Below are 21,713 nucleotides of genomic sequence, written 5' to 3'. Positions count from 1 at the left end.
CGCAATTGCGTCGATGCGCCGCCCCCGCCTATGAGGGGTGGTGATGGGAGAGGGCGAGGACGATTGGACCGAAGCGTCCCCGCCACGGCGGGTCGCGGGATGGCGGCGACGACAGCGGGTTGCGCTGCTCGTCGGCGGGACGCTGTTCGTCGGGCTTGCCGGCCTGTGGATCGAGCGCAAGCCGATCGCCGGCCGCGTCATCGATTCGGAACTCGGCAAGCGCGGCGTTGTCGCCCGCTATGACGTGCACGACCTCGGCTTCGGCCGGCAACGGCTGACCCATGTCGTCATCGGCGATCCGCGTGACCCCGATCTGGTCGCCGACTGGCTCGAGACGCGGACGCGGATCGGCCTCGACGGTGCGCAGCTGACCGGCGTGCGTGCCGGTCACGTCCGGCTGCGCGCGCGGATGGTCGACGGGCGGGTGACGCTGGGCGAGATCGACAAATTGCTGCCCGCGCCATCGGGCAAGCCGTTCGCGCTGCCCGCGCTCGACGTTGCGCTCGCCGACGCGCGGCTGCGTCTCGAAACGCCTTATGGGGTCGCGGGCCTGCGGCTGGCCGGGCGCGGCCGGCTCGACGGCGGCTTCGCCGGGACGCTGGCGGTGGTCAGCGATGGCCTCGCGCAAGGCGGCTGCGGCGCGCAGGGCGTGCGGGCGGCGTTGAAGGTGTCCGTCACCGCCGCCGCACCGCGGCTGAGCGGCCCGGTGCAGGTCGCCGCGGTCCGCTGCGCCGGGGTGACGCTGGCGCGGAGCGGCGCGAGCGTCGACGTGCGGCTGTCGCCGGCGCTCGATGGCTGGCGAGGCGATCTGCGGCTCGCCAGCGGCGCCATCGCAGGCGCGGGCGCGCGCAGTGCGGGGATCGACGGCACGATCCGCTTCGCCGGATCGGCAAAGGCGACCGAGGGCGCGGTCGACCTCGTCGCGCGTCAGGCGACGGTCGCGCCGCTGCAGGCCGGGCGCGCCGCGATCCGCGGCCGCTATCGCCTCGGCGAGCAGCAGGCGTTTACGGGGAGCGTCGCGGTGCAGGGTGCGGTCATCGACGCGGATCGACTGCCCGCGCCGGTCGCCGCCGCCGGTACGCCGGTCGCGCCGTTGCTCGCCGCGGCGACCCAGGCGCTGCGCCGCGCCGCGCAGGGCTTCGACGGCAAGGCCGACGTCAGGCTCGTGCAGGCGAACGGCCGCGGGCAGGCACGGGTTACCGCGGCGACGGCGCGGGCGGCGAGCGGCGCACGGATCGATCTCAACGGCGGTAGCGGGGTGAGCATCGGCTGGCCCGGTATGCCGCTGCGGCTCGATACCCGATTGGCGCTGCAGGGCGGCGGCCTGCCCAACGCGCAGGTCGCGTTGAGTCAGCCGAAGCCGGGTGGCGCGATCTCCGGCCGTGCGGTGATCGCGCCTTATGCCGCCGGCGCGGCGCGCGTCGCGCTCGCCCCCGTCCTGTTCCGGACGATGCCGGGCGGCGCGACGCAGGTGACGACGCGCGCGACGCTGTCGGGGCCGCTCGGTGACGGGCGCGTCGACGGGCTGGCGCTGCCGCTCGACCTGCGCTGGCAGCGCGGGCGGCTCGTCGCCAATCCGGGGTGCACGCCGCTGGCGATCGCGCGTCTCGCGATCGCCGGGCTGGTGCTCGATCCGCTGCGCAGCGAATTGTGCGCACTGTCGGGCGGGCTGGTCACGCTGGATCGCGGCGCGCTGACGGGTGGCGCGCGACTGCCGGCGACGCGATTGACCGGGCGGCTCGGCACGACCCCGATCAGCGTCGCGGCGAGCGGGGCGGAGGTGCATCTCGCCGACCGCGGCTTTACGCTGACCAGCGTCGCGGCGCGGCTCGGCGCGCCGGAGCGGGTGACACGGATCGACCTTGCGGCGCTGACCGGTCGGATCACCGCGGGCGGCGTCGCCGGACAGTTCACCGGTGGCGCCGGGCAGATCGCCAACGTGCCGTTGCTGCTCGGTGCGGCGGCGGGGGATTGGTCGCTGCGCAAGGGGGCGCTCAATCTCGCCGCGACAATGACCGTCGACGATGCCGCGCCCGATCCGCGCTTCAAGACGCTCGCCGCGCGCGACGTCACCCTGTCGCTGATCGATGGCGCGATCGCCGCGCGCGGCACGCTGTTCGAGCCGACCGCGGACGTCAAGGTCGCCGACGTGACGATCGATCACCGGCTGGCGAGCGGGCAGGGCAAGGCGGATATCGCGGTGCCCGGCATCACCTTCACCAAGACGTTCCAGCCCGATCTGCTCACCCGGCTGACCTTCGGCGTCGTCGCCGACGTGCGCGGCACGGTGAGCGGCGAAGGTCATATCGGCTGGGATGCGGCGGGCGTCCGCTCGACCGGGCGGTTCGCCACCAAGGACACCGACCTTGCCGCCGCCTTCGGGCCGGTCACCGGCATCAGCACGACGCTGACCTTTACCGATCTGCTCAACCTGGTCAGCGCGCCGGCGCAGGTCGCGACGATCAAGACGGTCAATCCCGGTATCGCCGTCACCGACGGGACGATCGTCTACCGGCTGCTCCCCGATCTGCAGGTCGGCATCGACGGCGGTCGCTGGCCGTTCGCCGGCGGCACGATGACGCTGCTGCCGACGACGCTCGACTTCACCGAGACCGCGGCGCGGCGGCTGACCTTCCGGATCGAGGGCGCCGCCGCCGACCAGTTCCTCGAACAGTTCGACTTCAAGAACCTCACCGCCACCGGCGTGTTCGACGGTGAGCTGCCGATGGTGTTCGACGCCCAGGGCGGCCGAATCGAGGGCGGGCGGCTCGTCGTGCGGCAAGGCGGCGGCAGCCTCGCCTATGTCGGCGACCTGTCGCAGAAGGACCTCGGCCTGTGGGGCAATATCGCGTTCCAGGCGCTCAAGTCGCTGCGCTATCGCAACCTGACGATCGGCATGAACGGGCCGCTCGCCGGCGAGATGATCACCGAGGTGCGCTTCGCCGGGGTGACGCAAGGGCAGGGGGCGAAGAGCAACTTCATCGTCAAGCGGCTGCAACGGCTGCCGTTCGTGTTCAATATCCGGATCAAGGCGCCGTTCCGCGGGCTGCTCGATTCGGCGCAGTCGTTCTACGACCCGAGCCGGTTGATCCAGCGCAACCTGCCCGCCCTGCTCGAACGCCAGCGGCAGCAAGAGCAACAGGGCGCGCCCATTCAGCCTTCGGCAAGCGCAACCGTGCCACAAGCGAAACAGGATTGAAGATGGGGCAGCGAATCACGACCTTTGCAAGCATGACGAGGCTGATGGCGATCGGTCTGACGGCGACGACGGGCGGCTGCATCAACGTGTCGGCGCCCGACAAGCCGATCGAGATCAACCTCAACATCAGCGTGACGCAGGAGGTGGTCTATCGCCTCGATGGCGAGGCGAAGTCGCTGATCCAGCAAAATCCGGGGATATTCTAAGATGAAGACGATGGTGATCGGTATCGGTGCGCTCGCCCTGGCGGCGCTGTCCACGGCGGCGATCGCGCAGCGCGACCCCGCCTATGCCGCGGCGCGCGAGGCCAAGCAGGTCGGCGAACAGCCCGACGGCTATCTCGGCGTGGTGAGCGGCGGCGCCTCGGTGCAGGCTTTGGTCCGCGACATCAACATCAAGCGCAAGGCGGCTTATACCGCGAGCGCGCAGGCGAGCGGCGCGACGGTGGAGCAATTCGCCTTCACCAGCGGTTGCAACCTCGTCGCCAAGGTCGGGCGCGGCGAGATGTACAAGACGCCGTCGGGCCAGTGGAAGGAGAATACCGGCACGCCGGAACTCGACCCGCGCTGCAAATAAGCCTGTTCCTTTGGGCTGCGGGGAGGGGGACCACTGCCGCCGGTCGAGGGGGCTCTCAACCAGCGTAGCGCCTGCGGAAGCCCCCCTTCGTCGGCACTGACGTGCCGCCACCTCCCCGTGTCGGCGAGGATTGGGGCAGGAACCAGACGGTTGACACCCTGTCACCCCTTACCTAAACGACCCTTGCCTTGGCGGGATCGGTCGCCCTGCGCGCTTTCTCCCCCGGCTGACGAGACCAGACGAGGGGGTGCGCGTGGCGGACGACGGAACCGGACGAGACTTCACCAGCGCGGACGATCCGCGGCTTTCCGCGCTCGACGAGCGGTTGAAGGAAGCCCGGCATCAGGAGGCGTTGCGGACGGGGCAGGGGGCGCCGACGGCCGATGCGGGATATTCGCTCGGCAATCGCGTGCTCGCCGCCCTGATCGGGAGTCTGGTCGGCAGTGCGCTGATCGGCTGGTGTATTGACCGCTGGTTCGGCACGACGCCCTGGGCACTGATCGTGATGCTGTTCCTCGGAATCGCCGTCGCGTTCAGGCAGATCATTCGGATTGCAGGCGAACGCCCGGAATAACCGGGCGTTTGTCGTATTAGGGAGCGAAAGACCCGCGTGGCGGCAGAATCGGGCAGCAAGATCGATCCGATGCACCAGTTCCTGATCGAACCTTTGTTCGGTCGGCATTGGATCGTCGCGGGGTACGACATCTCGTTCACCAACTCCGCGTTGTGGATGGTGATCACGCTCGTCAGCCTGTGGCTGTTCATGCTGGGCGGGATGAAGCGCGAGCTCGTCCCCGGCCGCTGGCAGGCCGCGGTGGAGGGCTTCACCGGCTTCGTCTCCAACATGCTCACCTCGAACATCGGGCCGGCCGGCAAGCGCTTCGTGCCCTATGTCTTCTCGCTGTTCATGTTCATCCTGTTCGCCAACGTCTGGGGCCTGACCCCGGTCGGCGTGGTGCCGGGCTGGCATCCGTTCACCATCACCAGCCACCTCACCGTCACCGGTGTGCTGGCGATCATCAGCTTCGCGATCGTGCTGATCGTCGGTTTCGGCAAGCACGGCTTCCACTTCTTCAGCCTGTTCGTGCCCCACGGCACGCCCAAGCTGATGATCCCGCTGATCTTCGTCGTCGAGCTGATGAGCTTTCTGGTGCGGCCGTTCAGCCTTGGCCTGCGACTGTTCGTGGCGATGACCGCCGGGCATATCCTGCTCAAGGTGCTCGCGGCGTTCGTCATCAACGGCCTCAACCTCGGCATCGGCTATGGCCTGCTCGTGTCGCTGCCCAGCTTCCTGCTGATGATCGGCATCACCTTGCTCGAGCTGCTGGTCGCCGCCATCCAAGCCTATGTCTTTGCGCTGCTGACGAGCGTCTATCTCAACGACGCCGTCAACCTGCACTGAGTTTCTTTCCAACCTAACTGATATGATACGGGAGTTTTGACATGGACGCAGAAGCCGCCAAGATGATCGGTGCCGGTCTGGCCGCGATCGGCATGGGCGTGGCCTCGCTCGGCGTGGGCAACGTGTTCGCCAAGTTCCTCGAGGGCGCACTGCGCAATCCGGGTGCCGCGGACAGCCAGCAGGGCCGTCTGTTCATCGGTTTCGCGGGCGCCGAGCTGCTCGGCCTGCTCGCCTTCGTGACGATGATCATCCTGCTGTTCGTCGCCTGATTCCTCGCTGTCGGGCCGGGGTGTCCCCGGCCTGACGCTCGGTCGCGCTAAAGGTCTTCAATGCCTCAGATTTCGCAGATCGCTGCTACCTACGCCTCGCAGATCTTCTGGCTGCTCATCACCTTCGGCATCCTGTATTTCGGGATCGGCAAGGTCATGGTGCCGAAGGTCATCGCGACCGTGGACGCGCGGGAAGGCCAGATCGCGGCGGACCTCGCCGCGGCCGAACAGGCGCGTGTCGCCGCCGACCAGGTCGAAGCCGCCTGGCGGCTGAGGATGGACGAGGCGCGCGCCGCGGCGCTCGCCGAGACCAGCGCCGCCAAGGCGCAGGCCGCCAAGGCCGCCGAAAGCCAGATCCGCTCGGCCGACGCCGAGCTCGCCGAGCGGCTTGCGCATCATGACCTTGCGGTTGGCAATGCCAAGGCGCAGGCGATGCTCAACCTCCAGTCGGTCGCGGCGGATGTCGCGCAGGAGCTGGTCGCCAAGGTCGCCGGGCTCACCGTCAGTATCGATGCCGCCGCAGACGCGGTGCGCCGGAGCAATGCGCATGGCTAATGCCGCCAGCAACCCCAACGCCACCGTCGCCGCCAATCTGTCCGACGCCGCGTCGTCGGAGGCGATGCAGCCGCGCGACGTCCGCGACGGCAGCCAGCTCACCGCCAACGTCTCCGAACCGGCGGCGGACCATGTCGTGGAGCCGACCGCGCTCGGCTTCAACACCACCGGCTGGGTGGGTATCGCCGCGCTGGTCGTGCTGATCGGCATGATCATCGTCAAGGTGCCCGCCAAGATCGCCGCCGGCCTCGACAAGCAGATCGCCGCGGTGCGGCAGCAGCTCGACGAGGCGAAGAAGTTGCGTGCCGAGGCCGAGGTGCTGCGCAACGAATATGCCGCCAAGGCCAAGGCCGCCGAGGCGGACGCCGCGACGATGCGTCACCATGCGCAGCAGGAGGCGAACCAGATCATCGCCAAGGCCAAGCATGATGCGGAGGAGCTGATGGCCCGCCGCACCAAGCGCGCCGAGGACAAGATCGCCGCCGCCGAGCGCACCGCGATTGCCGAGGTCCGCGCGCTCGCCGCCGAAACGGCCGCCAAGGCCGCCGCGGTACTGATCGCCGAGCAGCTCGACGCGCAAGCCGACCGCACGATGATCGACCGCTCGATCGCCGGACTCGGCCGACCCAATTAATCCTCCCCGGCACGGGGAGGTGGCAGCGCGCCAGCGCTGACGGAGGGGGGCTTGCAGGCGTAAGCGCGTGTGGAAGCCCCTCCGCCGCCTGCCGCACGGTGGTCCGTGCCGGGCAGGATCACGACGCGCGTCTCTTCCCGGGTTTCCGGCGCCGTCCCGACCGAATGAGCCCGTACAGGAGATATCCTATGTCGTGGCTCATCCTCGCCGTTGCCGTATTCACCGAGATCTGCTGGGCGCTCAGCCTGAAATGGGCGGCGACGGTCGCGTCGTGGCAGGCGTCGAGCGTTCCGATCATCCTGTCGTTCGTCAACATGGGGCTGCTCGCGCTGGCGATGCGCGGGCTGCCCGCCGGCACCGCTTATGCGGTGTGGACCGGCTGCGGCGCGGTCGGCGTCATCATCGGCGGCGTGCTGCTTTTTGGCGACAAGGTCAGCGGGATGCAGGCGGCGTTCATGGCGCTCACCGTGATCGGCATCGTCGGCACCAAGCTGTTCGCGCAAGCCTGACCCTTTCGCGCGCGCGCCGGGCTGCTACAAGGCGGTGCGGCGCGGCTCGATGCGCCGCTGTCGAGGTGGCCCGATGTCGATCCTTCTGCTCGCCGCGCTGACGCTGGGTCAGGCACAATCGTCGCAGGCCGCGCAGGCGGCGGACAAATTTGCGCTCGATCTGCCAGCGGGCGACGCCGCGGCGCCCGGGCCGTCACCGAACACGGCGCAGGAGCCCCAGCCGGAGCCGGTGACGACGCCGGCACCGGCGCCGGTCGGCGGCTATTCGCTCGACACGCCGATCGCGCAGCTGATCGCCGATCCGCGCACCAAGGCGATTCTCGATCGCGACGTGCCGGGGATGAGCGACGATCCCAATCTGCCCAAATTCCAGACGCTGTCGCTGCGCAAGCTCGCCCCGCTGAGCGGCGGGCAGATGACGCCGGCGCTGCTCAAGAAGCTGGGCACCGACCTCGCCGCGATTGAGGGCGCGCCGCCCGAGCCGGCGCTGCCGAAGGTGCAGACGCGCCGCGCGCTCCCGAGCGGCCGGTAGGCGACCCGATCGCCCGAGGGCATCGGGCGAACGCGCAGCGACGCTTCCGCCCCCCAAGCCTCTGGTCCTCCCCGCCGTCGACTCCTACATGGCGCAGATGTCCGGTTACGGTCCCCCCGATCGATTCAACGAAGAGCGCGCCACTTTCACCGTCCGCGGGTCCGATACGCCGGATCTCGATGCGGGCGTCGCGGCGATCCGCAACGTGCTGTCGACCTTGCCCAGCCGCTCCGGCGTGTATCGCATGCACGATGCCAAGGGCGACGTGCTCTACGTCGGCAAGGCGCGCTCGCTGAAGCAGCGCGTCGCCAATTATACGCAGGTCAAGGGGCTGACCAAGCGGCTGCAGCGGATGATCGCGCAGACCCGCTCGATGACGATCGTCACCACCAACAACGAGGCGGAGGCGCTGCTGCTCGAGGCGCAGCTGATCAAACGCTACCGCCCGGCGTATAACGTGCTGCTGCGCGACGACAAAAGCTTCCCCTTCATCCTGCTGCGCGGCGATCATGACTTCCCGCGCGTGCAGAAGCATCGCGGCGCCCGCCGCGCGCCCGGCAATTACTACGGCCCCTTCGCCAGCGCGGGCAGCGTCAACAACACGCTCAACGCGCTGCAGAAGCTGTTCCTGCTGCGCTCGTGCACCGACGGTTTCTTCAAGACCCGCGACCGGCCGTGCCTGCTCTATCAGATCAAGCGCTGCTCAGCGCCGTGCGTCGGGCGGGTCGGCAAAGAGGAATATCAGGAACTGGTCGCCGACTGCCGCGACTTCCTCGCCGGCAAATCGACCAAGGTACAGGCCAAGCTCGGCGTGCAGATGCAGGCGGCGGCGGAGAACATGGACTTCGAGCTGGCCGCGCTGCTGCGGGACCGGCTGAAGGCGCTCACCTTCGTCCAGGGATCGCAGGCGATCAACGCGGAAGGGGTCGGCGACGCCGATGTCTTCGCGCTCGCCTGCAAGGACGGGACGATCGGCATCCAGGCCTTCTTCATCCGCGGCGGCCAGAATTGGGGGCATCGCAGCTTCTTCCCGCAGCATACCAACGACGTGCCGGAAGACGAGGTGCTGGTCAGCTTCCTCACCCAATTCTACGAGGAGGTGCCGCCGCCCAAGACGATCCTGCTCGATCGCGAGCTGGGCGAGGGCATGCTGCTCGGCGAGGCGCTCGGCGAACGGGCCGGCTATAAGGTGGCGCTGTCGGTGCCGCAGCGTGGCGACCGGCGTCGGCTGATGGACCAGGCCAAGCGCAACGCGATCGAGGCGCTCGAACGGCGGCTGGCGGAGAGCACGACGCAGGCGCGGCTGCTGCGCGAGGTCGCGGAGCTGTTCGATCTGCCCGAACCGCCCGACCGGATCGAGGTGTACGACAACAGCCATATCCAGGGGACGAACGCGCTCGGCGCGATGGTCGTCGCCGGGCCGGAGGGCTTCCGCAAGGGCCAGTATCGCAAGTTCAACATCAAGGGCAACGAGGCGGCGACCGACAGCGACGTCGGCATGATGCGCGAGGTGTTCCGCCGCCGCTTCGCCCGCCAGCTCGACGAGGCGCCGGATCGCGACGACGGCACCTGGCCCGACCTCGTGCTGATCGACGGCGGCAAGCCGCAGCTCAACGCGGCCAAGGCGGTGCTCGAGGATCTCGGTATCGAGGACGTGTGCATGGTCGGCGTCGCCAAGGGGCCGCATCACGGTCGCGACGGGCGCGAGGTGTTCCATATGCTCGACGGGCGCGAGTTCCAGCTGCCGGTCAATGCGCCGGTGCTCTTCTACCTCCAGCGGCTGCGCGACGAGGTGCACCGGTTCGCGATCGGCGCGCATCGCGACAAACGCTCAAAGGCGATCGGCGCGAGCCCGCTCGACGAAGTCCCCGGTATCGGCCCGGCGCGCAAGAAGGCGCTGCTGATGCATTTCGGCACCGGCCGCGCCGTCCGCAACGCCAGTCTGGAGGATCTCAAGAAGGCACCGGGCGTGTCGGCGGGTGTCGCGCAGCAGGTGTACGACTTCTACCACGCGCGGTGAAAGCCTACCAATAGTTCATCTTCCTGCCGTAAGGCGGGGTATGACGACGCGCGTCTTCCTGACCATCGACACCGAATTCGCCTGGCGGCACCATGCCGCCGGGCTGGATGTCGAGACGATCTATGCGCGCTCGATCGAGCCGGCCGGCGTCGGCCTCGGCTATCAGCTCGAACGACTCGCCGCGCACGGGCTGAAGGCGTGTTTCTTCGTCGATCCGATGCCGGCGCTCGTCTTCGGTCTCGCACCGGTCAAGCGGATGGTCGAGACGATCCTCGCCGCCGGGCAGGAGGTGCAGCTCCACCTCCATCCGAACTGGACCGCGGCGCGGGTCGGCGATCGCGGCGCGCATCACGGCCGCTTCCAATTGTACGAATATGGCCGTGACGCGCAGCGCGACCTGCTCCGCGGCGCGGTGGAACTGCTCGTCGCGGCGGGGGCGCCGCTGCCGATCGCCTTCCGCGCGGGCGGCTACGCGGCGAATGAGGATACGCTGCGCGCGCTCGCCGATCTGGGCTTCGTCTATGACAGCAGCCATAACGGCGGCGAACCCGAGGAGAGCCGTATCGCGCTGCCGCCGGCGCAGATCGCGCCGGTCGCGCATCATCTGGTCGAGGTGCCGGTGACGGTGATCGAGGATGCGCCGGGGCTGTGGCGGACCTTTCAATTGTGCGCCCTGTCCGGGGCGGAGACCGCCGCCGCGCTCGATCATGCCGTGGCGGAGGATCATGCCGCGGTGACGATCGTCAGCCACGGCTTCGAACTCGCCAACCGGCTGGGCACGCGCGCGAACGGCGTTCATGTCCGTCGGTTCGATACGCTGTGCCGGCTGCTTGCGTTGCGCACCGAGGCGCTGCCGACGACGCATTTCGCCGACCGTCCGACGCTCGCGCTCGATCGCGACGATCGCCCGCTCGGCGCCAATGCGCTGCGTCGGCGACTGCGGCAGGCGGAGCAGCTCTGGTCGAATTGGGTGGGGGAACGCGCCGGATGAGCCGGATCGCGCTGAGGTTCCAGATCGGCGCGCGCACGATCCTCACCGTCCACCGCAGCCTGACCCGCCTCGCGCTGTCGCTCGACGCGGCGCTCGCGGGCGCGGTGCCGTCGCTTCCGCCGCAGGAAGGCGAGGGTTACCTCATCACCTCGCTTCCCGCCGCGCTGATCGACCGGATCGATCGCAGCGGCCGGGTGGCGCTGGTGCGGCAGCGCTACACGCGCTTCTACACCGATCTCACCATCGGCCATGACGCCTGGCTCGCTTCCTTGTCGGGGTCGACGCGCGCGACGCTCCGCCGCAAGGTTCGCAAGGCCGAGGCGGCGGGGATGACGATCCGCGCCTACCGGACTGCCGCAGACTTCGCGGCCTTCCACCCGCTGGCCCGCGCCGTCTCGGCGACCACCTATCAGGAGCGGCTGCTCGACGCCGGCCTGCCCGACGATCCGGCAGCGGTCGCGCACCTTGCCGCCTGCGCCGCGGCAGACGGGCTGCGCGCATGGCTGATGCGGATCGACGACGCACCGGTCGCCTATCTCTGCTGCACCGCACAGGGCAGCGCGCTGCGCTACGATCATGTCGGCCACGATCCGGCCTATGGCGATCTCTCGCCCGGCACCGTGCTGCACGCCGCGGCGTTGCGCGACCTGTTCGGCGACCGCTTCGCCCGCTTCGACTTCACCGAGGGCGAGGGCCAGCACAAACGCCAGTTCGCCACCGGCGGCATCGCCTGCGTCGACCTGCTGCTGCTGCGCCCGACCCTGTCGAATCGCGCGCTGGCGCTGGCGCTGGCGACGTTCGACGGGATGATCGCGCGGGCGAAGCGCGCCGCCGTTGATCCGCGCATCGCCGCTCTGGCCAGAAGAGTGCGACGGTAGACGCCGAGCAACCGCGGGTTTTCTGCCATCATGACGGATATCCGATATCGCTGAACCGATAAAAACGGCGTTCCGAGGGTCGAATCGCTTTCCGCCCGGCAAGGTCTCGTCCGGGTTACACCCCAGGCTAGCCGAGTCTGGCCCGACGGCGTCCGCGCCAGATGGCGTAGCTGACCCATATGGTGGATGCGGTGGTGACGAAGGTCATGCCGGCGCCGGGGATGATTTGCGCGACGACGAACGACGCTCCGGCGATGACGAACGCGACGACGACATAGACCCATATTGGCATCATCATCCGGCTCCTGATCCGCTGGGTAAGAATAGGCCGGGACGCGGAGGCCGTCCATATTCGACGGACCGCAGGGGCGGTGCCCTGGCATTCTCAGGCCGGCACCGCAGGCGAAGGAACACGCCCTGACTCTTGGCCCTCCGCAGCCTATATCCTCCAAATGCACCTGCGCGCCGAAGCCATCGTCCTCGCGACCCGTGCGCATGGCGAGCATGGCGCGGTGGTGCGGGCACTGACCCGCGGTGATGGCGTCCAGCCGGGCTATGTCCGCGGCGGCCGGTCGCGGCAGCTGCGGCCGGTGCTCCAGCCCGCCAACGCCATCGCCGGCGAATGGCGCGCCCGCACCGGCGAACAGCTCGCCGCGCTCACCGTCGAGCCGCTGCACAGCCGCGCCGCGCTGCACGGCGAGCCGCTCCCCGCCGCGGCGCTCGCCTGGCTGACCGCGCTGACCGCTGCCGCCTTGCCCGAGGCGCAGCCCTATCCGCGGCTCTACGACGCCTTGGGCGCGGTGCTCGATGCGGTGGAGGCGGCGCCGGCGGCGCGCGGCTGGGCGAGCGCGCTGGCACGCTACGAGCTGCTGTTGCTCGCCGAGCTCGGCTTCGGCCTCGATCTCAGCGCCTGCGTCGTCACCGGCGGCGGCGACGATCTCGCCTTCGTCAGCCCGCGCAGCGGGGGGGCGGTCAGCCGCGGCGCGGCCTTCGGCTATGAGGAGCGGCTGTTCGCGCTGCCCGCTTTTCTGACCGAGGGCGGTGCGGCCGACTGGCCCGATATCCTCGCCGGGCTCGCGATCACCGGCCATTTCCTCGCCCGCGACCTGCTGGTCGAGCGGCGGGCCGATCCGCTCGTCGCGCGCGAACGGCTGGTCGCGATGCTCAAAAGGGCCGTTGCGTAAGTAGCGGCGGCACGGCTAGGCAGCGCCATGGCATTGATCGCACTCCTGCCCGGCGACGGCATCGGTCCCGAAGTCATCACAGAGGCGCGCCGCGTGCTCGACGCGCTCGACCTCGACCTCCGCTACGAGGAGGCGCCGGTCGGCGGCGTCGCCTATCATCAGGCCGGCCACCCGCTGCCCGAGGCGACGCTCGATCTCGCACGCCGCGCCGACGCCTTGCTGTTCGGCGCAGTCGGCGATCCGCGCTGCGACTCGCTGGAGCGCGCGCTGCGCCCTGAACAGGCGATCCTCGGCCTGCGCAAGCATCTCGGCCTGTTCTCCAACCTGCGCCCGGCGACGCTGTTCGCCGGGCTGGAGGACGCCTCGGCGCTCAAGCCCGAGGTGGCGCGGGCGATCGATCTCGTCATCGTCCGTGAGCTCAACGGCGACGTCTATTTCGGCGACAAGGGCCGCCGCACCACCGCCGACGGCCAGCGCGAAGGCTATGATATCATGAGCTACAGCGAGGCGGAGGTGCGCCGCATCGCCCGCGTCGGCTTCGCGACGGCGCGCAAGCGGCGCGGCCGGCTCTGCTCGGTCGACAAGGCGAACGTGCTCGAAACCTCGCAATTGTGGCGCGACGTGGTGGTCGAGGTCGCGGCCGATTATTCCGACGTCACGCTCACCCATATGTACGTCGACAATGCGGCGATGCAGCTGGTGCGCGATCCGGGTCAGTTCGACGTCATCGTCACCGGCAATCTGTTCGGCGACATCCTGTCGGATCAGGCGTCGATGTGCGTCGGGTCGATCGGCATGCTGCCGTCGGCGAGCCTCGATGACGCGGGCAAGGGGCTGTACGAGCCGATCCACGGCTCCGCCCCGGACATCGCCGGCCAGGGCAAGGCCAATCCGTGCGCGGCGATCCTCTCTGCTGCGATGATGCTGCGCCATTCGCTGGGGCAGGCCGCGCCGGCCGACCGGATCGAGGCGGCGGTGGCGCAGGCGATCCGCGGCGGCGCGCGCACCGCCGATCTCGGCGGGACGATGTCGACCTCCGCGATGGGGGATGCGGTGCTCGCCGGTCTGTGATCGCGCCCGCGTGAGCGCCCCGCTCGAGATCGCCGTCGTCATCCCGACGTTCAACGAGCGCGCCAACGTGCCGCTGCTGGTCGCGCGGCTTGACCAGGCGCTCGCCGGCCGCGGCTGGGAGGCGATCTTCGTCGACGACGACAGCCCGGACGGCACCGCCGAGGCTGCCCGCGAGATCGGCCGCGTCGATCCCCGCGTGCGGGTGATCCACCGCATCGGCCGGCGTGGCCTGTCCTCGGCGTGTATCGAGGGGATGTGTGCCACCGCCGCGCCCGTCGTCGCGGTGATCGACGGTGACCTTCAGCATGACGAGAGGCTGCTGCCGCGCATGCTCGACCGGCTCCAGCAGGATGCCGAGCTCGACCTCGTCGTCGGCTCGCGCTTCGTCGACGGTGGCGGCACCGGCGACTGGGATCGCGACCGCGTCGCCAAATCGGCCCTCGCCACTCGCCTGTCGCGGCGCGTGCTCAAGGGCGACCTCAGCGATCCGATGAGCGGCTTCTTCGCGATCCGCACCCAGCAGGCGCGGCGGCTCGCCCCCGAATTGTCGGCGATCGGCTTCAAGATCCTGCTCGACCTGATGACCGCGGCGCCCGAGCCGCTGCGCTTCGCCGAACTGCCCTATACCTTCCGCTGCCGCAGCGAGGGCGAGTCGAAGCTCGATCACGTCGTCGCGATGGAATATCTGATCGCGCTCTACGACCGGATGTTCGGCCGCTTTGTGCCGGTGCGGTTCGCGATGTTCTCCGGCATCGGCGTGCTCGGCGTCGGCGTGCATATGAGCGTGCTCGCCGCGGCGATGCTCGCCGGCGCGCATTTCCTGTTCGCGCAGATCCTCGGCGCGCTGGCGGCGATGACGTTCAACTTCTTCCTCAACAACGCGCTCACCTATCGCGACCGGCGGCTGCGCGGCGCGAGGGCGCTGGTCGACGGCTGGGTGTCCTTCTGCGTCGTCTGCTCGGTCGGCGTCGTCGCCAATGTCGGCGTCGCCGCCTTCGTCCACGACGTGCACAACGAGGGCGCGGCGGCCTCCGCGCTGCTCGGCATCCTCGTCGGCGCGGTGTGGAATTACGCTTTGTCGTCGAAGTTCGTCTGGGGGCGGTATTAGGATCCGCGCTGGTGCGCGAACCGGGTCAGATCCAGCTCTTGAGCCACATCCAGCCGTGGAACGACTGCGGCCCGCGCAGCGCCGCGGCGGAGAGGATGGGATAGAAGTGGATGAACAGCACCGCGCTCGCTGCCAGGAACGCCTCGTCCCAATAGCGCAGCCGGTCGCGCCAGTGATCGAAGGCGGCGGCGATCACCAGCGCCAGCCAGATGCTCGATAGATAGTAATAATAATAGAAGCCGAGCGATTTGGGGATCAGCGCCCACATCGCGACGCTGGCGATCCACAGCAAGGCGATGCCGCCGGCGCGCGCGTCGCGGCCGCGTGCCCAGGCGATCAGGCAGGCGATCACCGCGACCAGCCCGCCCCACATCACCACCGGATTGCCGAGCATCAGGATGCCGCGCTGCGCGCCGTCGGCGGGCTCGTAGAGATACCAGACCGGGCGCCAGTCGAACGGCCAGGTCCACCAGTTCGACTGATAGGTATGCGGCGGCAGCACCTGCGTCTGCTGATGGTACATGTCGATCTGGAAGGGCAGCAGCCGCGCCAGCGTCAGCGGCTGGTCGGCGTAGAGGAAGGCGGGCCAGAAGGTCGCGAAATAGGTCGCCGCCGCGACGCCGCCGAGCAGCGCCAGCCCGGCGAGCGTCGGCAGCCCCGGCCACAGATCCGGATGACGGCGGCGGACGAGCAGGAAGGCGGCGCCCGCCATGCCGAGATAGGGCAGCGCCGTCCATTTGGTGCCGATCGCCAGGCCGAGCAGCACCGTGCCGCCCAGCCACCGCCGCCAGACCGCGCCGCCCTCGCTCCGCATCGCCCACAGCAGCATCGCCAGCCCGCCGACGACGAAGGCCGCCATGAAGCCGTCGAGCATCGCGATCCGCGCCTGGATGAAGATGGTGAAGTTGAGCAGCGCCAGCACCGCGCCGATATTGGCGGTGCGCACCCGCCGGAAGATCTGCCACAGCATCGCATGCACGCCGACCACCACCCCGGTCGCCGCCACCGTCGACAGCGCCCGCCAGCCGAGCGGCCCGTCGCCGAAGATCAGCATGCCGAGCGTGATCAGCGTCTTGCCCAGCAAGGGATGTTCGATGTTCACCGGCCCGGCGAGATCGCGCAGCATCCGCGCCGCCGGCACGTAATGCACCTCGTCGAACACCAGCATATGCGGCGTCGTCAGCCGCCAGCAGAACAGCAGTTCGGCGACGAGCCCGATCGTCAGCGCGGCGGGGAGGGGGCGGGACAGCAGACGCACGCGACCTTGTCTCCGCCGCCCGCACGATTGGCAAGAGGGGGCAAACGGCGCTCGGGCATCGCTGGCCCCATCGCGCCGCCGGATCGCATTCCTTCTCCTAATCGGCAGCGAGTCACGGTTCCCGATGCAATCCCCGCGCCTCCGTTTGTATCCTCGCCGGGCGAATGTACGGGTGAACGAGGATGGGTCAGGCGAAGTCGCGGAGAAGCGGGTTTGCGGAGGCGCGGAGGACATAGCGGGACGGCGCGAATTGCGAACGGTCGCTGGGGAGGGAGGCGCAGGGGGGGGGGCAAATGCCTCGCCGCCCGACACCAAGGATTTTCCTCCCGCGGATCGGTAAGAGCCGGGAGAGACCCGGTCGGCACGAGACCGAGACGCGGCGGATCGGGCATCGCGCCAGCGCCCGCGCGTCCTGCCGGAACGTGCGGACCCTTGCACCGTCCGCGCCGCAGCGGCTAAGCGCGTCGCATGAAGCGCAAGGCAGGACAGGACCGTTCGATCACCGCCAACTGGCGTCCGGCGACGCTCGCCGTGCGTGGCGGTACCGCGCGCAGCGAATATGGCGAGACCAGCGAGGCGCTGTTCCTGACCTCGGGCTATACCTACGACAAGGCCGCCGATGCCGCGGCGCGCTTCGCCGGCGAGCAGGAGGGGATGACCTATTCCCGGCTGCAAAACCCGACGGTCGAGATGCTTGAACAGCGGATCGCGCTGCTCGAAGGGGCCGAGGCGTGCCGGACGATGGCGACCGGCATGGCGGCGATGACCGCGGCGCTGCTTTGCCAGTTGCAGGCGGGCGACCATCTCGTCGGCGGCCGCGCCGCCTTTGGCTCGTGCCGCTGGCTCACCGATACAATGCTGCCCAAGTTCGGCATCGCCACCACCGTCGTCGATGCGCGCGATCCGCAGGCGTTCCTCGACGCGGTGCGGCCAGAGACCAAGGTCTTCTTCTTCGAGACGCCCGCCAATCCGACGATGGACGTCGTCGATCTGCGCGCGGTCTGCGGCATCGCGCGCGAGCGCGGCATCACCACCGTCGTCGACAATGCCTTCGCCACCCCGGCGTTGCAGCGGCCGATGGAGTTCGGCGCCGACGTCACCGCCTATTCGGCGACCAAGATGATGGACGGGCAGGGCCGCGTGCTCGCCGGCGCGGTGTGCGGCAGCCAGGACTTCATCGACAACACGCTGCTGCCCTTCACCCGCAACACCGGCCCGACGCTGTCGCCGTTCAACGCCTGGGTCGTGCTCAAGGGGCTTGAGACGCTCGACCTGCGGATCCGCCGTCAGTCGGAGAGCGCGGTCGCCGTCGGCCGCTTCCTCGAAGCCCGCGTGCCGCGCATCCTGCATCCGGGGCTCGCCAGCCATCCGCAGCACGATCTCGCGATGCGCCAGATGAGCGCGGCCGGCCCGATCTTCGCCTTCGAGGTCGCCGATCGCGCGCAGGCGCATGGCCTGCTCGACGCGCTCGCGCTGATCGACATCTCGAATAACATCGGCGATTCGCGTTCGCTGATGACGCATCCCGCCTCGACCACCCATTCGGGCGTCGCCGAGGACAAGCGGATCGAGATGGGGATCGGCGAGGGCATGTTGCGGCTCAACGTCGGGCTCGAGGATCCGCAGGACCTGATCGACGATCTCGACCAGGCGCTCCGCCAGGTCGGACTGTGAAGCAATTCTTCCCGCATGCCGCGACCACCGATGGGGTGACCGTGCGCGTCGCGGTGAGCTATCTGCCCGAACAGTCGGAGCCGCGGCGGGGCCGCTGGTTCTGGGCCTATCATATCCGCATCGAGAACGACACGGCGCGCGCCGTGCAGCTGCTCACCCGCCATTGGGTGATCATCGACGGACGCGGCGCGCGCCATTCGGTGGAGGGCGAAGGCGTCGTCGGTGAACAGCCGCTGATCGCACCGGGCGCGAGCTTCGACTATGTCTCGGGCTGCCCCTTGCAGACGCCGAGCGGCGCGATGCAGGGCAGCTATCGCATGATCGACGAGGACGGCGCCTTCTTCGACGCGACCATCCCGAAATTCGCGCTCTTCGCCTCGGCGGTCGAATCGTGAAGCGGACGCACCTGCCGCTCAACGGGCTGCGCGTGCTCGATGCCGCGGCGCGCCACCTCAGCTTCACCCGCGCCGCCGACGAACTGGCGGTGACGCCCGCCGCGGTCGGCCAGCAGATCCGCGCGCTCGAAGATACGCTCGGCGTCGTGCTGTTCCGCCGCACGACGCGAGGACTGGAGCTGACGTCGGAGGCGGAGGCGGGGCTCGGCGCGCTGCGGGGGGGCTTCCTCCAGTTCGAGGAAGCGGTGCGGGCGATGCAGGCGGGCCAGTCGTCCAAGTCGCTGACCATCGCCGCGCCGCGCGACCTGACCGAAAAATGGCTGATGCCGCGCCTCGCCGAGGTCGCGCAGGCGGACGGCGAGCTGCGCTTCGTGCTGATCGCCGCCGACGATGCGGTCGATTTCACCGAGGCGAACCTCGATCTCGCGATCCGCTGGGGCGAAGGGCCGGGCGAGCATGAGGGCGAGGCGCTCGAATCGGAGGGGATGGTGACGATTGCCGCCCCCGGCGCGAGCGACGCGGTGATCGCCTGGCCCGGCGCGCCCAATGGCGAGGGTCATGCGCTGGTCCGTGTCGCCGATGCCGGTCTCGCGATCGACGCGGCGGTGGCCGGACTCGGTCGCGCCACCGTCTCCGAACTGCTCGCCGCGCGGGCGATCGCTGGCGGTCAGGTGTCGGTGATCGGTGATCCGCAGCCGTCGCGCTTCGGCTATTGGCTGGTCGCGCCGCTGCCGCAATGGCGGCAGGCGAAGGTGCGGGCGCTGGTCGACGCGCTGACCGGGTGAGCGATACGCCGACGCTGGCGACGCCACGGCTGACGCTGCGGTGCCTCGCGCCGGATGATGCCGCGGCGCTGTTCCCGGCGATGGCCGATCCGGCTGTGATGCGCTGGTGGTCGCGCGGGCCGTTCGTCGACGAGGCCGAGCTGCGCCGCTATTTCGCCGATCGTGCTGCTGAAGTTCGGTATTGGGCGGTGACGGACGCCCGTGGCGTGATCGGCTTCGTCTTCGCGGCGGAACGCCGGTCGGGGGTGAGCGAGATCGGCTATCTCATCGGCCCGGCGCATTGGGGCCGCGGCGTCGCGCGCGAAGCGGTGTCGGCGGTGATAACCCATCTGTTCGCCAGCGGCACGCGGCGGATCTTCGCCGACGTCGATCCCGACGCGCAGGCGTCGGCGCGGCTGCTCGAACGGCTCGGCTTCGTCTGCGAAGGCCGGTTACGCGAGGAGTGGCAGACGCATATCGGCATCCGCGACACGTTGCTCTACGCCTTGCTCGCCCGCGAGTGGCGCGGTTAGTCTTTCGGTCCCTCGTCCGCCACCAGCGCCGCGGCGCGTGTCACCAGCGCGAGCAGGCGTGGTTCGTCGATTCCTTCGGCGTGGTGCCAGCCGGCGCTGAGCGCATACCAGCGGTCGCCGCGCGTATGCAGCAGCAGGTTGAGCGTGACGACTCCCGGTTCGGCGCCGCCCTTGAAGCCGACATAGGCGAAGCGCGCCGCGGTCGCCGGGTCGATCCCCGGATTGACCGCGAGGATCGCGCGCACCACCGGCCCGGCGTCCCGCAGCGAGGCGAGCAGCCGCGCCATGTCGCGCGGCGCGGCGAACCATTCGACCGACTCGCTCGCCACCGCGCCGGACGAGAACATCAGCGGATCGAGTCGCGCCGCCGCGATCCGGGAGGCCTCCGCATCGAGCAGCGCGCGTCGTCCGGCGGCGTCGCTGGCGGTCCAGCGCTTGGTCAGGGCCGCGTCGGCTTTGATCGCGAAGGCTTCGCGCGTTGTCGGCACCGGAGTCGCGCCACCGAATCTGGCGGCGATCGCATCGAGCCCGTCGTGGCCGAGCACGCGCATCAGCGTGTCGGTCGCGGTATTATCGCTGATGGAGATCATCAGCGTCGCCAGCGTCTGCAGCGTCACCGGCGTCTTCGCGGGCCAGCTCTGGAGCATGCCCGAGGGAAGCGAGGGCGGACCGACCGGCACCACCTCGTCCCAGCGATGCCGCCCCGCCGCGACCTGCCGCGCCGCCTCGGCCAGCACCCACAATTTGAACGCCGAGCCGAGCGGCATCGGCCGGTCGTCATCGCGCGCGATCGCCGGCGCGGTGGTCGCGTCGAGCGGGTAGAGGCCGAACGACACGCCGGCGGGCAGCGCTGCGAGATCGGCGCGCAGCTTGGCGAGACTGTCGCCGGTGAGCGTCGTGCCGGTGATCCGCAAGCCGGCGATACGATGGGGCACGGCAGGGTCGAGCGCGACCAGCATCGTCGCGCGGCCACGGGCGTAATCGATCACCCAGATCGCCGCCCAGCGCCCGGCGGGCGCGATCCGCGCCACCCGCTGCGGCGCACCGAGCGTCGTGCGCAGCTGCGCGGTGATCGCCGTCCATTGCGCCTCCGGCACCGCCGCCCGGAACGAGTCGGTGAACAGCGCCGCATAACCGGGCTGGCCGGCGAGCACCGGTAGCAGCGCCGCCGCCTGCGTCGTCATCGCCGGATCGGCGGTCGCGGTCGCGGCCGGTGCCTGCGCCGCTGCGGCTGCGGACAGCATCGGCGAAACCGCCGCTGCCGCCGCGAACAGGATCAGTTTTTGAGCTTCCAGCCGCGCTTGAGCAAGAGATAGCATGTCACCCCCAAAGCGATATCGACCGCTAGTACCGCGATGCTGCCGATCGCCACCGGAGAATCGGCGGTGCCGAGGAAGCCGTAGCGGAAGCCGGAAATGATGTAGAAGAAGGGATTGGCGTGGCTGAACGCGCGGAAGGCGGGCGCCAGCCGGTCGACCGAATAGAAGGTGCCCGAGAGCAGCGACAATGGCGCGATGACGAAATTGGTCACCGCCGCGGCATGATCGAATTTCTCCGCCCAGATCGAGGTCAGCACGCCGAGGAAGGCGAGGAATCCCGCGCCGAGCAGCCCGAACCACAGGATCGCGAGCGGATGCGCGGGGGTGACGTGGACGCCGGGGTAGAGCGCCATCGCGCACCAGCAGATGAAGCCGACGATGAACGCACGCGTCATCGCTCCGCCGACCAGCGCGGTGAGCAGCTCCGCGGTCGACAGCGGCGGCTGGAGGTAATCGACGATCGTCCCCTGGATCTTGCCGACGAGCAGCGAGAAGCTGGCGTTGGCGAAGGCGGGCCCCATCATCCCCTGGCTGATGATCAGCCCGGGCGCGATGAAATCGGCGAACGGCACGGTGACGCCGCCGACCAACACCGGCCGCTTGGCGCCGGTCGCGATGGTGAAGACGATGAGAAACAGCAAAGTGGTGATCGCCGGCGCCCACACGGTCTGGAGCTGGACCTTGAAGAAGCGGCGCACCTCCTTCACATAGAGGGTTCTCAGACCGCCCCAATTGACGTTCCGGATGACCGGGACACCGGGGGCGGACCGGATCGCCGATTGGATTTCGCCGATTGGGGGCTGGCTGCTCATGGGCCAAGCGGGTAACCGCAGCCGCAGCCG

24 protein-coding genes are annotated in these 21,713 nt (G+C 69.5%); 20 read left to right on the top strand and 4 right to left on the bottom strand.

The genetic code is table 11. From position 1 onward, the window contains the following. Positions 1 to 43 precede the first annotated feature (43 nt). From BW41_RS10470 to BW41_RS10410, 13 genes are all read left to right on the top strand, one after another. The gene (locus BW41_RS10470) at positions 44 to 3,199 is read left to right on the top strand and encodes a YdbH domain-containing protein (protein ID WP_081793040.1); all 3,156 of its coding nucleotides are present in this window, start codon (positions 44 to 46) and stop codon (positions 3,197 to 3,199) included. 44 nt (positions 3,200 to 3,243) lie between these two features. Then, a complete protein-coding gene (locus BW41_RS10465; protein ID WP_200870400.1) occupies positions 3,244 to 3,405 on the top strand; it encodes a YnbE family lipoprotein in 162 nt (53 codons plus the stop codon). A 1-nt stretch (position 3,406) separates the two neighbouring features. Next, on the top strand, positions 3,407 to 3,775 hold the full coding sequence (locus BW41_RS10460; protein ID WP_037534243.1) for a YdbL family protein: 369 nt from the start codon (positions 3,407 to 3,409) through the stop codon (positions 3,773 to 3,775). A gap of 247 nt (positions 3,776 to 4,022) precedes the next feature. Continuing rightward, positions 4,023 to 4,349 (top strand): AtpZ/AtpI family protein, encoded by a 327-nt coding sequence (locus BW41_RS10455; RefSeq protein WP_037534241.1) that lies wholly within the window; start codon positions 4,023 to 4,025, stop codon positions 4,347 to 4,349. A 36-nt stretch (positions 4,350 to 4,385) separates the two neighbouring features. After that, a complete protein-coding gene (locus BW41_RS10450; protein ID WP_037534239.1) occupies positions 4,386 to 5,177 on the top strand; it encodes a F0F1 ATP synthase subunit A in 792 nt (263 codons plus the stop codon). 41 nt (positions 5,178 to 5,218) lie between these two features. Beyond that, the gene (locus BW41_RS10445) at positions 5,219 to 5,446 is read left to right on the top strand and encodes a F0F1 ATP synthase subunit C (protein WP_037534237.1); all 228 of its coding nucleotides are present in this window, start codon (positions 5,219 to 5,221) and stop codon (positions 5,444 to 5,446) included. A 60-nt stretch (positions 5,447 to 5,506) separates the two neighbouring features. Next, the gene (locus tag BW41_RS10440; RefSeq protein WP_037534236.1) at positions 5,507 to 6,001 is read left to right on the top strand and encodes a F0F1 ATP synthase subunit B family protein; all 495 of its coding nucleotides are present in this window, start codon (positions 5,507 to 5,509) and stop codon (positions 5,999 to 6,001) included. Further along, on the top strand, positions 5,994 to 6,635 hold the full coding sequence (locus BW41_RS10435; protein WP_037534235.1) for a F0F1 ATP synthase subunit B family protein: 642 nt from the start codon (positions 5,994 to 5,996) through the stop codon (positions 6,633 to 6,635). Before BW41_RS10440 ends, BW41_RS10435 begins: the two co-directional genes overlap by 8 nt. Before the next feature lie 188 nt (positions 6,636 to 6,823). Continuing rightward, a complete protein-coding gene (locus BW41_RS10430) occupies positions 6,824 to 7,144 on the top strand; it encodes a DMT family transporter (RefSeq protein WP_037534234.1) in 321 nt (106 codons plus the stop codon). Positions 7,145 to 7,217: 73 nt separating this feature from the next. Next, complete coding sequence (locus BW41_RS10425) at positions 7,218 to 7,676, top strand: hypothetical protein (RefSeq protein WP_037534232.1); 459 nt, start codon at positions 7,218 to 7,220, stop codon at positions 7,674 to 7,676. A gap of 97 nt (positions 7,677 to 7,773) precedes the next feature. Further along, the gene (gene uvrC, locus BW41_RS10420; protein WP_037534279.1) at positions 7,774 to 9,696 is read left to right on the top strand and encodes an excinuclease ABC subunit UvrC; all 1,923 of its coding nucleotides are present in this window, start codon (positions 7,774 to 7,776) and stop codon (positions 9,694 to 9,696) included. 40 nt (positions 9,697 to 9,736) lie between these two features. Next, the gene (locus tag BW41_RS10415) at positions 9,737 to 10,687 is read left to right on the top strand and encodes a polysaccharide deacetylase (protein WP_037534230.1); all 951 of its coding nucleotides are present in this window, start codon (positions 9,737 to 9,739) and stop codon (positions 10,685 to 10,687) included. Next, complete coding sequence (locus BW41_RS10410; RefSeq protein WP_081793039.1) at positions 10,684 to 11,565, top strand: GNAT family N-acetyltransferase; 882 nt, start codon at positions 10,684 to 10,686, stop codon at positions 11,563 to 11,565. Before BW41_RS10415 ends, BW41_RS10410 begins: the two co-directional genes overlap by 4 nt. Before the next feature lie 127 nt (positions 11,566 to 11,692). Here the strand turns inward: BW41_RS10410 and BW41_RS21240 are convergent, their stop codons facing one another. Then, entirely contained in the window at positions 11,693 to 11,860 is a 168-nt protein-coding gene (locus BW41_RS21240) for a hypothetical protein (RefSeq protein WP_153810800.1), read from the bottom strand. Between the two features lie 157 nt (positions 11,861 to 12,017). Here BW41_RS21240 and recO point away from each other — a divergent pair, with 157 nt between their 5' ends. From recO to BW41_RS10395, 3 genes are read left to right on the top strand one after another with little or no spacing between them, the layout of a single operon-like run. After that, positions 12,018 to 12,749 carry a DNA repair protein RecO gene (gene recO / locus BW41_RS10405; protein WP_037534229.1) on the top strand — a complete coding sequence of 244 codons (732 nt, stop codon included), beginning with the start codon at positions 12,018 to 12,020 and terminating at the stop codon, positions 12,747 to 12,749. A 27-nt stretch (positions 12,750 to 12,776) separates the two neighbouring features. Beyond that, complete coding sequence (gene leuB / locus BW41_RS10400) at positions 12,777 to 13,820, top strand: 3-isopropylmalate dehydrogenase (RefSeq protein ID WP_037534228.1); 1,044 nt, start codon at positions 12,777 to 12,779, stop codon at positions 13,818 to 13,820. 10 nt (positions 13,821 to 13,830) lie between these two features. Next, positions 13,831 to 14,928, top strand: a complete 1,098-nt coding sequence (locus BW41_RS10395; protein ID WP_037534276.1) for a glycosyltransferase family 2 protein — start codon at positions 13,831 to 13,833, stop codon at positions 14,926 to 14,928. A 25-nt stretch (positions 14,929 to 14,953) separates the two neighbouring features. Here the strand turns inward: BW41_RS10395 and BW41_RS10390 are convergent, their stop codons facing one another. After that, complete coding sequence (locus BW41_RS10390; protein ID WP_037534227.1) at positions 14,954 to 16,186, bottom strand: phospholipid carrier-dependent glycosyltransferase; 1,233 nt, start codon at positions 16,184 to 16,186, stop codon at positions 14,954 to 14,956. Between the two features lie 468 nt (positions 16,187 to 16,654). Between BW41_RS10390 and BW41_RS10385 the strand changes: the two genes are divergently transcribed. From BW41_RS10385 to BW41_RS10370, 4 genes are read left to right on the top strand one after another with little or no spacing between them, the layout of a single operon-like run. Next, a complete protein-coding gene (locus BW41_RS10385) occupies positions 16,655 to 17,860 on the top strand; it encodes a trans-sulfuration enzyme family protein (RefSeq protein ID WP_037534225.1) in 1,206 nt (401 codons plus the stop codon). Next, positions 17,857 to 18,255 carry a Co2+/Mg2+ efflux protein ApaG gene (apaG, locus tag BW41_RS10380; protein ID WP_037534223.1) on the top strand — a complete coding sequence of 133 codons (399 nt, stop codon included), beginning with the start codon at positions 17,857 to 17,859 and terminating at the stop codon, positions 18,253 to 18,255. Before BW41_RS10385 ends, apaG begins: the two co-directional genes overlap by 4 nt. Further along, positions 18,252 to 19,040 (top strand): LysR family transcriptional regulator, encoded by a 789-nt coding sequence (locus BW41_RS10375; RefSeq protein WP_037534221.1) that lies wholly within the window; start codon positions 18,252 to 18,254, stop codon positions 19,038 to 19,040. The genes apaG and BW41_RS10375 overlap by 4 nt, the downstream gene beginning before the upstream one ends. Next, positions 19,037 to 19,552: a GNAT family N-acetyltransferase gene (locus BW41_RS10370; RefSeq protein WP_037534219.1), complete on the top strand. Its 516-nt coding sequence runs from the start codon at positions 19,037 to 19,039 to the stop codon at positions 19,550 to 19,552. Before BW41_RS10375 ends, BW41_RS10370 begins: the two co-directional genes overlap by 4 nt. Here the strand turns inward: BW41_RS10370 and BW41_RS10365 are convergent. Beyond that, positions 19,549 to 20,871, bottom strand: a complete 1,323-nt coding sequence (locus BW41_RS10365) for a serine hydrolase (protein WP_037534218.1) — start codon at positions 20,869 to 20,871, stop codon at positions 19,549 to 19,551. The genes BW41_RS10370 and BW41_RS10365 overlap by 4 nt on opposite strands. Continuing rightward, on the bottom strand, positions 20,829 to 21,683 hold the full coding sequence (locus tag BW41_RS10360; protein WP_037534216.1) for an ABC transporter permease: 855 nt from the start codon (positions 21,681 to 21,683) through the stop codon (positions 20,829 to 20,831). Before BW41_RS10360 ends, BW41_RS10365 begins: the two co-directional genes overlap by 43 nt. Between the last annotated feature and the right edge of the window lie 30 nt (positions 21,684 to 21,713).

This window comes from Sphingomonas sp. RIT328 (assembly GCF_000632225.1).
Taxonomy (GTDB): Bacteria; Pseudomonadota; Alphaproteobacteria; order Sphingomonadales; family Sphingomonadaceae; genus Sphingomonas; species Sphingomonas kyungheensis.
This window is presented reverse-complemented; position numbering and strand designations above follow the sequence as displayed.

Bases quoted from the DNA above. Each gene is read 5' to 3' on its own strand.
- BW41_RS10470 (WP_081793040.1), top strand. From the start codon at position 44: ATGGGAGAGGGCGAGGACGATTGGACCGAAGCGTCCCCGCCACGGCGG.
- BW41_RS10465 (WP_200870400.1), top strand. From the start codon at position 3,244: ATGGCGATCGGTCTGACGGCGACGACGGGCGGCTGCATCAACGTGTCG.
- BW41_RS10460 (WP_037534243.1), top strand. From the start codon at position 3,407: ATGAAGACGATGGTGATCGGTATCGGTGCGCTCGCCCTGGCGGCGCTG.
- BW41_RS10445 (WP_037534237.1), top strand. From the start codon at position 5,219: ATGGACGCAGAAGCCGCCAAGATGATCGGTGCCGGTCTGGCCGCGATC.
- BW41_RS10440 (WP_037534236.1), top strand. From the start codon at position 5,507: ATGCCTCAGATTTCGCAGATCGCTGCTACCTACGCCTCGCAGATCTTC.
- BW41_RS10435 (WP_037534235.1), top strand. From the start codon at position 5,994: ATGGCTAATGCCGCCAGCAACCCCAACGCCACCGTCGCCGCCAATCTG.
- BW41_RS10430 (WP_037534234.1), top strand. From the start codon at position 6,824: ATGTCGTGGCTCATCCTCGCCGTTGCCGTATTCACCGAGATCTGCTGG.
- BW41_RS10425 (WP_037534232.1), top strand. From the start codon at position 7,218: ATGTCGATCCTTCTGCTCGCCGCGCTGACGCTGGGTCAGGCACAATCG.
- uvrC (WP_037534279.1), top strand. From the start codon at position 7,774: ATGTCCGGTTACGGTCCCCCCGATCGATTCAACGAAGAGCGCGCCACT.
- BW41_RS10415 (WP_037534230.1), top strand. From the start codon at position 9,737: ATGACGACGCGCGTCTTCCTGACCATCGACACCGAATTCGCCTGGCGG.
- BW41_RS10410 (WP_081793039.1), top strand. From the start codon at position 10,684: ATGAGCCGGATCGCGCTGAGGTTCCAGATCGGCGCGCGCACGATCCTC.
- BW41_RS21240 (WP_153810800.1), bottom strand. From the start codon at position 11,860: ATGATGCCAATATGGGTCTATGTCGTCGTCGCGTTCGTCATCGCCGGA.
- recO (WP_037534229.1), top strand. From the start codon at position 12,018: ATGCACCTGCGCGCCGAAGCCATCGTCCTCGCGACCCGTGCGCATGGC.
- leuB (WP_037534228.1), top strand. From the start codon at position 12,777: ATGGCATTGATCGCACTCCTGCCCGGCGACGGCATCGGTCCCGAAGTC.
- BW41_RS10385 (WP_037534225.1), top strand. From the start codon at position 16,655: ATGAAGCGCAAGGCAGGACAGGACCGTTCGATCACCGCCAACTGGCGT.
- BW41_RS10365 (WP_037534218.1), bottom strand. From the start codon at position 20,871: ATGCTATCTCTTGCTCAAGCGCGGCTGGAAGCTCAAAAACTGATCCTG.
- BW41_RS10360 (WP_037534216.1), bottom strand. From the start codon at position 21,683: ATGAGCAGCCAGCCCCCAATCGGCGAAATCCAATCGGCGATCCGGTCC.